This window comes from Candidatus Methylomirabilota bacterium (genome assembly GCA_036005065.1).
Lineage (GTDB): Bacteria > Methylomirabilota > Methylomirabilia > Rokubacteriales > DASRDR01 > DASYQW01.
Window position 1 is genome coordinate 1 of record DASYQW010000223.1, and the last position, 12,139, is coordinate 12,139.

The 12,139-nt window shown below is 69.3% G+C and carries 12 protein-coding genes and 1 pseudogene; 11 read left to right on the forward strand and 2 right to left on the reverse strand.

The features are described from left to right. The 3 genes from VGW35_16635 to cobA all read left to right on the forward strand — a co-directional run. Positions 1-1,585 (forward strand): nitrite/sulfite reductase (locus tag VGW35_16635; protein HEV8309287.1); only part of this gene is annotated, 1,585 nt, incomplete at its 5' end. A 3-nt stretch (positions 1,586-1,588) separates the two neighbouring features. Next, positions 1,589-2,224, forward strand: coding sequence for a bifunctional precorrin-2 dehydrogenase/sirohydrochlorin ferrochelatase (locus VGW35_16640; protein HEV8309288.1), 636 nt, complete (start codon positions 1,589-1,591; stop codon positions 2,222-2,224). After that, positions 2,215-3,048 carry a uroporphyrinogen-III C-methyltransferase gene (gene cobA / locus VGW35_16645; protein HEV8309289.1) on the forward strand — a complete coding sequence of 278 codons (834 nt, stop codon included), beginning with the start codon at positions 2,215-2,217 and terminating at the stop codon, positions 3,046-3,048. Before VGW35_16640 ends, cobA begins: the two co-directional genes overlap by 10 nt. Here cobA and fdhD read toward each other — a convergent pair. Continuing rightward, complete coding sequence (gene fdhD / locus VGW35_16650; protein HEV8309290.1) at positions 3,002-3,787, reverse strand: formate dehydrogenase accessory sulfurtransferase FdhD; 786 nt, start codon at positions 3,785-3,787, stop codon at positions 3,002-3,004. The two genes, cobA and fdhD, sit on opposite strands and share 47 nt — an antisense overlap. Positions 3,788-3,923: 136 nt before the next feature. Here fdhD and VGW35_16655 point away from each other — a divergent pair, with 136 nt between their 5' ends. From VGW35_16655 to VGW35_16680, 6 genes are all read left to right on the forward strand, one after another. Beyond that, on the forward strand, positions 3,924-4,244 hold the full coding sequence (locus VGW35_16655) for a hypothetical protein (protein ID HEV8309291.1): 321 nt from the start codon (positions 3,924-3,926) through the stop codon (positions 4,242-4,244). Positions 4,245-4,371: 127 nt separating this feature from the next. Beyond that, a complete protein-coding gene (locus tag VGW35_16660; GenBank protein ID HEV8309292.1) occupies positions 4,372-4,650 on the forward strand; it encodes a hypothetical protein in 279 nt (92 codons plus the stop codon). Between the two features lie 109 nt (positions 4,651-4,759). Beyond that, complete coding sequence (gene fdnG / locus VGW35_16665; protein ID HEV8309293.1) at positions 4,760-7,840, forward strand: formate dehydrogenase-N subunit alpha; 3,081 nt, start codon at positions 4,760-4,762, stop codon at positions 7,838-7,840. Position 7,841: 1 nt separating this feature from the next. Further along, a complete protein-coding gene (locus VGW35_16670; protein HEV8309294.1) occupies positions 7,842-8,618 on the forward strand; it encodes a 4Fe-4S dicluster domain-containing protein in 777 nt (258 codons plus the stop codon). Further along, complete coding sequence (gene nrfD / locus VGW35_16675) at positions 8,618-9,559, forward strand: NrfD/PsrC family molybdoenzyme membrane anchor subunit (protein ID HEV8309295.1); 942 nt, start codon at positions 8,618-8,620, stop codon at positions 9,557-9,559. The genes VGW35_16670 and nrfD overlap by 1 nt, the downstream gene beginning before the upstream one ends. 103 nt (positions 9,560-9,662) lie before the next feature. Further along, positions 9,663-10,526, forward strand: coding sequence for a formate dehydrogenase accessory protein FdhE (locus tag VGW35_16680; protein ID HEV8309296.1), 864 nt, complete (start codon positions 9,663-9,665; stop codon positions 10,524-10,526). A gap of 18 nt (positions 10,527-10,544) precedes the next feature. Here the strand turns inward: VGW35_16680 and VGW35_16685 are convergent, their stop codons facing one another. Beyond that, positions 10,545-11,162 (reverse strand): hypothetical protein, encoded by a 618-nt coding sequence (locus VGW35_16685; GenBank protein HEV8309297.1) that lies wholly within the window; start codon positions 11,160-11,162, stop codon positions 10,545-10,547. An 88-nt stretch (positions 11,163-11,250) separates the two neighbouring features. Here VGW35_16685 and VGW35_16690 point away from each other — a divergent pair. Further along, a pseudogene (locus VGW35_16690) lies at positions 11,251-11,604 on the forward strand (outer membrane beta-barrel protein). Then, positions 11,601-12,139: hypothetical protein (locus tag VGW35_16695; GenBank protein HEV8309298.1), on the forward strand; the 539-nt coding region annotated here is incomplete at its 3' end. The pseudogene VGW35_16690 and the gene VGW35_16695, both read left to right, overlap by 4 nt.

The window sequence follows — 12,139 nt, forward strand, 5'->3', positions numbered from 1 at the left end:
CGACGCGATCCCGCCGGAGTGGAGCACGTACTTCCGCTGGTGGGGGATCTACTCGCAGGGCGACGGTCAGGGGGCCGTCGGCGGGGTGGGCGGTGAAGGCCGGGCCGTCCCCTACTTCATGATCCGCATCCGGATCCCCAACGGATTCCTCCTGGCTCATCAGCTCCGCACCCTCGCCGACCTTGCCGAGCGTCACGCCCGCGGGATCGCCGACCTCACCGTGCGCCAGAATATCCAGCTCCACTGGGTCCCGATCGAGGACGTGCCGGAGATCTTCCGGCACCTGGGGCGGGTCGGACTCACCACCATGGGGGCGTGTGGCGACGACACTCGCAACATCACCGGCTGCCCGCTGGCCGGGGTGGACGCCGACGAGATCGCGGATGCCTCCCCGCTCGTGCACACCGCGACCCGCATGCTCAACGGCAACCCCGATTTCTACAACCTCCCCCGGAAGTACAAGATCTCCATCACCGGCTGCCGGGTCTGGTGCACCTACCCCGAGATCAACGACGTCGGCGTGACCGCCCTCCCCCACCCCGAGACCGGGGAGGTCGGCTTCTCCGTCCGGGTGGGGGGCGGGCTCTCGACCGACCCGCACCTCGCCCGACGCCTCGACGCCTTCGTCCGATGGAACCAGGTGCTGCCGGTCGTCCGGGGCATCTCGGAGATCTTCCGTGACAGCGACCTGCTGCGGCAGAACCGCGAGAAGGCGCGCCTGAAGTTCCTCTTCCTGACCCACGGCTGGACGGTGGAGCGCTTCCAGGCCGAGCTGGAGCGCCGGGTCGGCTTCCGGCTCGACCGAGCGGTCCCCGAGGACCCTCCCGACGACGTCTACCGGGATCACGTCGGCATCCACCGGCAGAAGCAGGCCGGCTACTGCTACGCGGGGCTCGCGGTGCTCCGGGGGCGGCTCACGCCGGCCGCGATGCGGGCCGCCGCCACCCTCGCCGAGGCCTACGGAACGGGCGAGCTGCGGACGACGAACATGCAGAACCTCCTGATCCCCAACGTGGCCCGTGGGCGCGTCGACACGCTAGCCCGGGAGGCCGCGGCGGCCGGCCTTCCTCTCGAGGCCTCGTCGTTCTGGCGCGGAACCATCGCCTGCACCGGAACGGAATTCTGCAAGTTGGCCCTGACCGAAACCAAGGGCTTCGCCCGCCGGCTCGTGGAGGAGCTCGAAGGCCGGCTGCCCGGCTTCGGGCAGCACCTGAAGATCCACGTCACGGGATGCCCGAACAGCTGCGGGCAGCACTGGATCGCCGACATCGGGATCGAAGGGAAAAAGGTCAAGGTGGAGGGGCGACTGGTGGACGCCTACTACTTCTGCGTGGGCGGCGGAGTCGGCAAGCACCGGGCGACCGCCCGCCCCGTCGGCTATCGCGTGCCCGCCACCGAGGTGCCCGGCGCGGTCGAGCGGCTCCTCGGCGCGTATCTCGCCGCCCGAAGACCGGCGGAGAACTTCCGCCAGTTCTGCGCGCGGCACACAGACGACGAGCTGCGGGGGTTCCTGGCCGGCCAGGAGCTCGCCGCCGTGGCGCGCGATCTTTCACCCGGCCGCGCTCCGCACGGCGTCGACGGGTAAGCCATGGGATACTACCCGATCTTCCTGGACCTCGACGGCCGGCCCTGCCTCGTCATCGGGGGCGGCCCGGTGGCCGAGCGGAAGGTCGAGGCCCTGCGGGCCCTGGGGGCGGCCGTGACCGTCGTGAGCCCGGCCCTCACGCCCGCCCTCACGCGGTTGGCCCGCGAGGGCGGAATCCGCCACCAGGCCCGACCGTATGCGCCGGGTGACCTGGCGGGGTGCCACCTCGCGTTCGTCGCCACCGACGACGGCGAGGTGAACGCGGAGGTCGCCCGCGAGGGACGGGCGCGGGGAGTCTGGGTCAACGCTGCCGACGACCCCGCCCGCTGCGACTTCATCCTTCCCTCCGTCCTCCGGCGCGGCGACCTCGTCGTGGCCGTGGCCACCGGCGGGACGAGCCCGGCGCTCGCCCGTGCCATCCGGGAGGAGCTCGAGGCGTACTTCACCGAGGACTACGCAGCGCTCGCCCGCATCGTGGCCGAGGTCCGGCAGGAGCTCCGGGGACGCGGGCATCGCCCGGACGCCGAGACCTGGCGCGCGGCGCTCGACGGGGACATCAGGCGACTCGTCGCCGCGGGACGGCCCGCCGAGGCGCGGAGTCACCTGGTGCGACGCCTCGGGGGCGAGCCATGCGACTAGGCCGGGTCAGCCTCGTCGGGGCCGGCCCGGGCGATCCGGGACTCTTCACCCTCCGGGGGCTCCGGCGCCTCCGGCGCGCGGAAGTCGTGGTCTACGACCGGCTGGTGAACCCCCGCCTCCTCGACGAGGCGCCGCCCGAGGCCCTCCGCATCTTCGCGGGCAAGCTCACCGGCTCCCACTGTCTCCCGCAGGCCGAGATCAACGATTTGCTGATCGACCACGCGCGCCGCGGCCGGCGGGTCGTCAGGCTGAAGGGCGGGGATCCGTTCGTTTTCGGCCGGGGCGGCGAAGAGGCGTCGGCGCTGGCCACCGCCGGTATCCCCTTCGAGATCGTCCCCGGCGTCAGCTCGGCGGTGGCCGTGCCGGCGTACGCCGGCATCCCGGTGACCCACCGGGGGCTCGCCTCGTCCTTCGCCGTCGTCACGGGGCACGAGGACGGCGGCAGGCAGACCGTCGACTGGGGGCGACTGGCGACCGCCGTCGACACGCTGGTCGTTCTGATGGGGGTGGGGAGCCTCCCCCGGATCGTCGGGGAGCTCCGGGCCCACGGCCGCGCCGCCGAGACCCCCGTGGCGCTGATCCGCTGGGGTACGACGGCGGCGCAAGAGACGGTGACCGGCACGCTGGCGGACATCGTGGAGCAGGCGCGGACGGCGCGACTCGAGCCTCCCGTCGTCGCCGTGATCGGAGAGGTGGTCGGCCTGGCGAGCCGCCTCGCCTGGCTCCGCCCAGGCCGGCGGGCCGCCCGCGTCCGAAGGCGCGGGTATCCCGGCGCGGTCAGGCGGCTGGCGGCAGCGGGACCCGCGGCGGGTCGTCGAGGATGAGGGCGTCCCCGCCGGCGTAGAGGTTGAAGGTGTCGTGCTGGAGATAGCCGACGACCGTGATGCCGAGCTGCTCGGCGAGGCTCACCGCCATCTCGGTCGGGGAGGTCCGCGAGACGACGAGGGGCACCCCCATGCGGGCCCCCTTGAGCAGCATCTCGGAAGAGATGCGCCCCGTGTTCAGGAGAATGCGGTCGCGGGTGGAGACCCCCTTGAGGAGGGCTTCCCCGACGACCTTGTCCACCGCGTTGTGACGGCCGACGTCCTCGGCCATGAAGAGCAAGCGGTCGGGATCGGCGAGCGCGGCTCCGTGGATCCCCCGTGAGGATCGGTAACCGACTGCCTGGAGGTAGAGCTCTTTCATCCGGTCGAAGAGGCAGGCCGGGTCGACGCGCAGGTCGGACTCGGCCCGGGAGAACAGCCGGGGGTCGATCCGGAAGGTGATGCCGCCGCCGCACCCGGAGGTCAGGATCCGCTCCTTCGGCAGCTCCACCGGGCGGGTGAGCTCGACCTCCGCCCGGCCGTCCACCTCGGAGACCGACAGCCGGCGGATGTCGTCGACCGACGCGATCACCTTCTCGAGCCACAGATAACCGACCACCAGGCAGTCGAGCTTGGTCGGCGAGGCGAGCAGGGTGATGAACTTCTCGCCGTCGACGAAGACCGTCAGGGGCTGCTCGCGGACGACATGCCCCTTGACCTCGCGCAGATTGCCGGTCTTCCAGATGTAATAGGCGCGCATGGGAACTCCCCGGTGATCTCCAGCCTAGTGGCCCGCCGGCGCGCCGGTCAAGCCTTTTCCCGGGTTCGGCCTTGCCAGGTTCGCCATTGACCGGGCCCCGGCCCCGTTCCTATAATCCCGCATCAGGATTGGCGCCATGGTCGAGGACCGCCCGGCCGACTCCACCGAAGATCTCGTCTTCCGGCGGGGCAAGCTCCGCAAGCGCGACGATCCCGCCATCGACATGTTCCGGGAGGCGCTGGCCAATCTCGGGGATGCCGGGAGCGTCAAGCGCATCCTGCTCGAGCTGGGCCGGCTGTACAATCCGGTGACCAACGGGCCGATCCTCGATCCTGCCGCCCGCCGGCGCGTGGTCGAGCTCCTCGAGGCCGGTCAGGTGGACGCGGCCCGGGGCGTCCTCGAGGAGCAGCTCTCCCTCTACACCCGCGCGAACCAGCCGGGGCCCCGTGATGGTTGACGCATCGCGTCTAGGATGGCGGCGCCCCGGCCCGCCGCCTGTGGTCTGACCGCTTGACACCGGCGGTCTGACCATAGTACAAGGGCCAAAACCATCAACCAGTAACTTCGATTCCAGGAGAAGCACGATGACGGAGAGTCTCACCGACCGCCTTCAGACGAGTCGGCTCCTGATCGTCGAAGTCGACAAAGCCAGGGGCCGGGTGCGGGTTCGGGGCGCACAGGATGCGTGTACCGAGCTGTCCTGTCACCAGGGGACCGTGGTGGCAACGGACGAGGGAACGACCGCCGACCTGGCCGCCCTGAATCCGGGAGACATCGTCAAGATCGAGTCAGCCGCGGGGCGCCCTTCGAGGATCGTCGTCCTCCGTCGCGCCTGGGAAGAGTGGGCCAGCCCCGAGCTGTAGCCCCGCCCGCCCGAGGGCCTGCGCTCCGACCGAGCCGTGGCGGAGCGGAGGACTGCCATTCGCACTCGAGCCAGCGACGCGAACCCCCCTCAGTGTAGAGGAGTCCGTCATGAGCCTATCGCGCCGTGAGTTCCTGAGGTTCTCGGGGGCCACCGCCACGGGCGTCGCCGTCGGCGCCCGGGGAATCGACCTCGCCCCGGTGGAGGCGGCGGCCACCTCCATGCGGATCAAAGAGGCCAAGGTCTTCCCCGGGGTCTGTCCCTACTGCGCCGTCGGCTGCGCCCAGCTCATCTATGTCAAGGACAACAAGATCATCGACATCGAGGGCGATCCCGACGCGCCCCACACCGAGGGCGCGCTCTGCCCGAAGGGCTCCTCGACCTACCAGCTCTCGCTGAACGAGCGCCGCATCACCAAGTGTCTCTACCGGGCCCCGGGCAGCGACCGGTGGGAGGAGAAGCCGCTGGACTGGATGATGGAACAGATCGCCCAGCGGGTGAAGAAGTCCCGCGACGAGACCTTCGTGGAGAAGACCAAGGTCGGTGACAAGGAGGTCACCGTCAACCGGTGTGAGGGGATCGCGTGGCTGGGCTCCTCCGTCCTCGACAACGAGGAAAACTACCTGATCGCCAAGCTCTCCCGCGGCCTCGGCCTCGTCAACCTGGAAAACTCGGCGCGCCTCTGCCATTCGGCGACGGTGCCGGCCCTCGGGGCGACCTTCGGCCGGGGAGCCATGACCACCAACCTGATCGACGTCCAGAACGCCGACGTCATCATGCCGACCTCCAACTGGGCGGAGTGTCACCCGGTCAGCTACAAGTGGGTCATGAAGGCCAAGGAGCGGGGGGCCAAGATCATCCACGTCGATCCGCGCTTCACGCGGACCTCGGCCACCGCCGACATCTGGGTGCCGATCCGGTCAGGCACCAACATCGTCTTCTTCGGCGGCCTGATCCGCTATGCCATCGAGAGCAAGAAGTACTTCCACGACTACGTGGTCAACTACACGAACGCCTCGCTCCTGGTCGACCCGGCCTTCAAGACGCCGGCCGACCTGGACGGGCTGTTCACCGGCTACGACGCCGGCAAGCGCACCTACGACCAGTCGACGTGGAAGTTCCAGCTCGACGCCGACGGCTATCCCAAGCAGGACAAGACGCTCAAGGATCCCAACTGCGTCTTCCAGCACCTCCGCCGCCACTACGCCCGCTACACCCCCGAGATGGTGGAGAAGATCTGCGGCATTCCGAAGGACCTGTTCCTGAAGGCCGCGGAGATCTACTGCTCGGCCTCGGGGCCGGACAAAACGGCCACCGCGTCCTACGCCCTCCAGCTCAACCAGTCGACCAACGGCGTCCAGCAGATCCGAGCCCTCTGCATGCTCCAGCTCGTCCTCGGCAACATCGGGCGGCCGGGCGGCGGCGTGGTGGCCCTCCGGGGTCACTCGAACGTCCAGGGCGCCACCGACTTCGGCACCCTCTACCACATGCTGCCGGGCTACCCGGCCGAGCCGCTCCAGGCCCCACACCCCACCCTCACCGACTACCTGGAGAAGACGACCCCCAAGGGCGGCTACTGGGTGAACAACCCGAAGTTCGTCGTGAGCCTCCTGAAGGCGTGGTGGGGGCCGGCGGCGACCAAGGACAACGACTACGCCTACGACTACCTCCCGAAGCGCGAGAAGGCCGACGCCTACTCGCACCAGCACTTCACGATCGGGATGCTCCAGAAGAAGGTGAAGGGCTTCATCTGCATGGGGCAGAACCCGGCGGTGGACAGCCCGAACGCCAAGATGGTGCGCCAGGCGCTCCGGAGCCTCGACTGGCTGGTGGTCGTGGACATCTTCGAGTCCGACACGGCCGCGGTATGGAAGGAGCCGGGGATCGACCCCAAGGGCTCGCAAACCGAGGTGTTCTTCATCCCCGGCGCGCCGGCCGCCGAGAAGGACGGCTCCATCACCAACACCATGCGGCTGGCCCAGTGGCACGTGAGGGCCATCGAGCCGCCGGGCGATGCGCGCTCGGACGCGGCCTTCGTCGTGGACCTCGGGACCCGGGTGAAGACCCTCTACAAGGACTCCACGGCCAAGAAGGACCGGCCCGTCCTCGACCTGGTGTGGGACTACCAGCCCCAGGGCGCAAAGAAAGAGCCCAAGATGGAGCTGGTGCTGAAGGAGTGCAACGGGTACGCCACCGAGGACATCCCCGACAAGGACAAGCCGGGTGAGTTCCTCTACAAGAAGGGGCAGCCGGTCAAGACGTTCGGCCATCTCCGGGATGACGGCTCCACTGCCTGCGGCAACTGGATCTATACCGGGATCTATCCCGAGGAGGGCAAGAACCTGGCGCTGCGGCGCGAGCGGGCCAAGGAGGGCGATTACCTCGCCCACAACTGGGGGTTCGCGTGGCCGGCCAACCGCCGGATCCTCTACAACCGCGCGTCCGCCGACCCGGCGGGGAAGCCCTGGAGCGAGAAGAAGAAGCTCATCTGGTGGGACGCCGCCCAGAAGAAGTGGGTCGGGAACGACGTCCCCGACTTCGGGCCGACGATGGCGCCCGACGCGCCGCGGGCCAAGGACGGGCCGCTCAAGGGAATCAGCGGGACCGACGCCTTCATCATGAACCCCCACGGCCTCGGGCAATTCTTCGCCTCGGTGCTCGACGGGCCGTTCCCCGAGCACTACGAGCCCTTCGAGTCACCGACCAAGAACCTGCTCTCCAAGGTGCAGAACAACCCGGTGGCCAAGGTGTACGACGTGGGCGACCTCAACAAGCTGGGCACCCCCGACAAGTACCCCTACATCCTGACGACCTATCGGCTCACCGAGCACCACGCGGCCGGCATGTCGCGGCACGTGCCGTGGCTCTCCGAGCTCTTCTACGGGCACTTCGCCGAGATCGGACCGGAGATGGCCAAGGAGCTGGGCATCACGAACGGCGACATGATCACCGTGGAGACGCCCCGGGCCAAGATCAAGGTGCAGGCCATGGTGACCGAGCGGATCCAGCCGTTCATCATCAACGGCAAGAAGGTCTACCAGGTGGGAATCCCCTGGCACTGGGGGTACCAGGGCGTCATGCGCTCGGCCCGCGGCGACATCACCAACGATCTGGTGGCGAGCCTCGGGGACCCGACGACGTTCATCCAGGAGTCGAAAGCCCTCCTCTGCAACGTCAGGAAGGAGGCATAGCATGGCCCGCACGCTCGCGATGTTCACGGATGTCTCCCTGTGCATCGGGTGCCGCGCCTGTCAGGTCGCCTGCAAGCAGTGGAACCAGCTCGCCCCGGAGGAGCCGGAGTGGACCGGGAGCTACCAGAATCACCCGCACTTCACCGACAAGAGCTTCCGGCTGGTGCGGTTCTTCGAGGAGACCGACGACAAGGGCCACATCAAGCAGTGGCACATGATGTCCGACGTGTGCAAGCACTGCGCCCAGGCCGGCTGCCTCGAGGCCTGCCCGACCGGCGCCATCTACCGGACCGAGCACGGCACGGTCAACATCAACCAGGACATCTGTAACGGCTGCCGCTACTGCGTGTCGGCCTGTCCCTTCGGCGTCGTGGCCTTCAACCACGACACCGGGACGGCCACCAAGTGCACCTTCTGCAACGACCGCATCCACAACGGGCTGGGCCCGGCCTGCGCCAAGGCCTGCCCCACGCAGTCGATCCGCTTCGGCTACCGCGACGAGCTGGCCACGCTGGCCCAGAAGCGCGTGGCCGAGCTCCGGAAGCAGGGCTACGCGAACGCCCAGCTCTACGGCGAGGACCAGAACGGGCCGCTGGGTGGCCTGAACGCCTTCTTCCTGCTCCTGGGGAAGCCGGCGGTCTACGGGCTCCCCGAGAAACCCAAGCTCCCGCAGCGGAACGTCTTCACGGATTCCCTGCTCTCCATCGGCTCGGCGATCCTGGTGGGGCTCGGCGCCGTGGTGGCATTCCGGGATCGGGGCGGAAAGGGAGGCGCCTGATGGAACCGGGCCTCCTCAAGAGTGCCGACTGGCCGCTCCTGATCGACGTCTACTTCTTCCTGGGCGGAATCGCCGGCGGCGCCTTCGTCATCGCGACCGTCGCCAATCTGCTCGACAGCCAGCGCTACCGGGACGTCGTCCGGGTCGGGTACTACCTCGCGTTCCTGGCCATCCTGCCGGGGCCCCTCCTGCTGATCGTCGACCTCGGGCTGCCGACCCGCTTCCTCCACATGGTGATGGTGGCGAAGCCGAGCACGGCCATCGGCATGGATGCGGTGACCGTCGGACCCTTCCACCTCAAGCCCTTCTCGCCCATGAACGTCGGCGCCTGGGCGCTCTTCGCCTTCGGCGCCTGCGCGCTCGTGGCTGCGCTGGATACCTTCGTGGAGCATCGAGGCGGGCGCGGCATCCCCACGCTTCGCCTGATCGTGGGGATCGTCGGGGGCGTCTTCGGCTTCTTCATCGCCGCCTATCCCGGCGTCCTGCTGGGGGCGACGGCCCGGCCGCTCTTCGTCAGCGCCCACTGGCTGGGCGCCCTGTTCCTGGCGGTGGGGGCTTCCACCGGCGGCGCGGCCATCGCGCTGATCCTGAGCGCCCTGGGCGGCCAGGCCAACGACTCGCTCTATCGGCTGATGCGGTTCACCGCCTTCGCGCTGATCATCCAGGCGGTAGCCCTGGTCCTGTTCTTCGCCAGCGTGGCGGGAGCCGGCTCGGTGGGGCTCAGCCGGGCCATGGGGGTGCTGCTCGCCGGGCCCTACGGGATCCCCTTCTGGCTGGGGGTCGTGATCGTGGGGACGGTGGCCCCGCTGGTGCTCCACTTCAGCGGCGCCATCAGGAAGGCCACGCCGGGCATGGCGGCCCTGGTGTCCGTGCTGGTGCTGGTCGGCGGCTTCCTGGTCAAGTACGTGATCATCGCGGGCGGGCAGGTGGGGGCGTCGTAACCCCCGATCCGCTCCTGTCTTTCGCGAGGGGCCCCGCGCCGCCGGGGCCCTCGTCGTCTGACCCTGCGCCGTCTGACGAAGCCCCGAGAGCCGTGAGAGGCCGGTGACCTACCAGACACTGCAAGAAGAGTGGCGCGGGCTCCTGGAGCGGCGACCGACCTTTCGCGCCTCGCTGGCCCCCTACGCGCGGATCCTGGAGACGTGGGTGGCGTGGCCCGGGGACCGCGTCGACCCCCTCCGATGGACGGCCGGCGAGTGCCAGGACCGCTGGCGGCGCGGTGTGCCGCTGCTCGCCGAGACGGCGGCCGCGCTTCCCCGGGAAGAGATGGAAGACCTCCTGAGCGGCGTCATGGAGGTGCTGGCGGCGATGGGCGAGGAAACCGAGGCGCTCCAGCGCTTCGCCGAGGCGTGGGACCGGGGGGAGATCGCGCCCGCCGACTTGTTTCCCGGACCGGGCCGTGTGGGCACGTCCGCGGTCCAGCAACGGACGGGGCTCTCCCAGGAAGCCCTGGCCTTCCTGGCCTACGGGAGCCTGCGTCCGATCCTCGAGGCATTCTTCGCGGAGTGCGGCCCGCACCTCACCGAGGGGGCCTGGGATCTCGGCGTCTGTCCCCTGTGCGGCGCGCCCCCGGGGTACGTCGACCTCCTCGAGACCGGTCAGCGCCGCCTGGCCTGCCACGTATGCGGCGCGGGGTGGGTGTTCTCCCGCCTCCGGTGCCCGTACTGCGGGAACCGGAACGTCAGCGACCTCGTCCGCCTCCAGGCCGAGGAGGCGGACGAAGGCTACCTGATCGAAGCCTGCAAGGCGTGCCAGGGCTACCTGAAGGGGCTCGACCGCCGCGTCCGCTGGAACGCCGGCTCCGCGCTGGTGGAGGACTGGGGGTCCCCCCACCTGGATCTCATCGCCCACGGGGACGGCTACTGGCGGGCCATCCCCACGCTCATCGAGCTACAGCGATCCGAGTAGAGGCGCGCCCGGCCGTTCCTACCCTTCTACTCTGAAGCGCTCCACCAGTCCGTCGAAGCTCTCCACGGCCAGCCGCTGGGCCCACTCGATGGCCTCCGCGTCCCTGGCGAAATTCTCGGCCATGTACGCGCAGGCCTCCCCCTTGGTCCGGAAGAGGCGCCAGAGATGAGCCGCCCGCCCGCGCGGTCGGCGAAGAAAGAAGGTGGGGTCGGTCGGCAGCTTCGGCTCGTATTGATTGCGCGCCCCGGACTGGTCGTACGTCACCCAGGCAACGGCCAGGCCATGGGCCGATAGAACGCGGGCCTTGAGCGACTCTTCGACCGGAAGGGATTCGAGATCGGCCAGACGTGGCCCGTAATAGATGGGCACGGCCGGCTCGGCGAGGACCAGCAGGGAGGGCAACGCCTCCCCGGCGCTGTCGAGGGCCCGCTTCGCCTGCTCACCCATCCAGAAGAGCCCCCCCGGAGGGCGCTGCCGATTCTGCCCGTAGGTGATGCGGCGAGCGGCCTCGTCACCCATCCAGACGATGTCGGCCGTGTAGAGGTCCTGCCACACCTCCACCAGCAGGGACGGGTCGACGAGCTTCCTCCGCCGGTCGATCTCCGCCTTGTCACCGACGAGATAGAGTCGTCCCATCCTTCGCGACGCACGGGGCCGAGCGTCCGTACCGTATCATAGCGGAATGGTCCGACGGCCCGCTTGACCATGGTAAACAGGCTTCCAGGCGGCCTACCAATTCGTCCCGTCGCTGGACGCGACCGGCTGGGTGGCCAGCCGGTGGGAATCCGAGACCACCCACCACCCCTTCGACGACAACAACAGCGGCAAGACCTTCGGGGGTCGGATCGGCTTCACGCCCGTCGCCCGGGAGGGCCTCCTCAACTTCGGCATCGGTGGCTCCTACGGGCCGGAGCAGGACGACACCAATTCGAGCCAACGATGGGTCATCGACCTCGACGCGACGTGGAACCCGACCCCGCGGCTGCTGCTGGCCGGTGAGCTCAAGCGTGGGGACGGATCGACTCGGAAAGGCGTTGCGAAGCGGCGTGCCCTGATGCGTTACCAGGCGGCTTTGTGAGCAACGCCAGGATCATCATCCCGGCAGCCATCGCGCTCTCGATTCTGATGCCGCTGATCTTCGGTCCGGCGACGCCCGGGTGGCTTCAGGCGCTCGGGGCGGTCGCGTTCGTCGTCTTCGTGGCCGGGCTCGTCGCCTTCCTGTTTCTCCGCGCGAGCGCCTGGCCTTCCCTGGCCCAGCGCTACCCGCCCCGGGTGCCGGTGACGCGGAGCTGGAAGACGTGTCGGACGGCGGTGATCGGGCGAGTCGGCTTCGACGACCCGGCCTACGAGCAGAGCAAGGTTCGTCTGGTCGGGATCCTGCGGGTGGCGCCGACCGACGATGCGCTGAACCTCTCGGCCCTCCCGCTGCTTCGACTCCTCTTGCCGCCGCTGCAGATCCCGTGGTCAGCGATCGTCCGCGCCCGCGTGCTCGATGCCTCCGGCTGGGTACGCGCCCCGCGCGACCCCGGCGCTCTCTTCCAGGTCACCTACGACCCCGGGTACACGGGCCGCTTCATCGAGCTGCAGACGACGGAGCCGCGGGTGTTCATCCA

Excerpts from the sequence above, each read along its gene's own strand:
- VGW35_16640 (HEV8309288.1), top strand. The coding sequence starts at position 1,589 with ATGGGATACTACCCGATCTTCCTGGACCTCGACGGCCGGCCCTGCCTC.
- cobA (HEV8309289.1), top strand. The coding sequence starts at position 2,215 with ATGCGACTAGGCCGGGTCAGCCTCGTCGGGGCCGGCCCGGGCGATCCG.
- fdhD (HEV8309290.1), bottom strand. The coding sequence starts at position 3,787 with ATGCGCGCCTATTACATCTGGAAGACCGGCAATCTGCGCGAGGTCAAG.
- VGW35_16655 (HEV8309291.1), top strand. The coding sequence starts at position 3,924 with ATGGTCGAGGACCGCCCGGCCGACTCCACCGAAGATCTCGTCTTCCGG.
- VGW35_16660 (HEV8309292.1), top strand. The coding sequence starts at position 4,372 with ATGACGGAGAGTCTCACCGACCGCCTTCAGACGAGTCGGCTCCTGATC.
- fdnG (HEV8309293.1), top strand. The coding sequence starts at position 4,760 with ATGAGCCTATCGCGCCGTGAGTTCCTGAGGTTCTCGGGGGCCACCGCC.
- VGW35_16670 (HEV8309294.1), top strand. The coding sequence starts at position 7,842 with ATGGCCCGCACGCTCGCGATGTTCACGGATGTCTCCCTGTGCATCGGG.
- nrfD (HEV8309295.1), top strand. The coding sequence starts at position 8,618 with ATGGAACCGGGCCTCCTCAAGAGTGCCGACTGGCCGCTCCTGATCGAC.
- VGW35_16685 (HEV8309297.1), bottom strand. The coding sequence starts at position 11,162 with ATGGGACGACTCTATCTCGTCGGTGACAAGGCGGAGATCGACCGGCGG.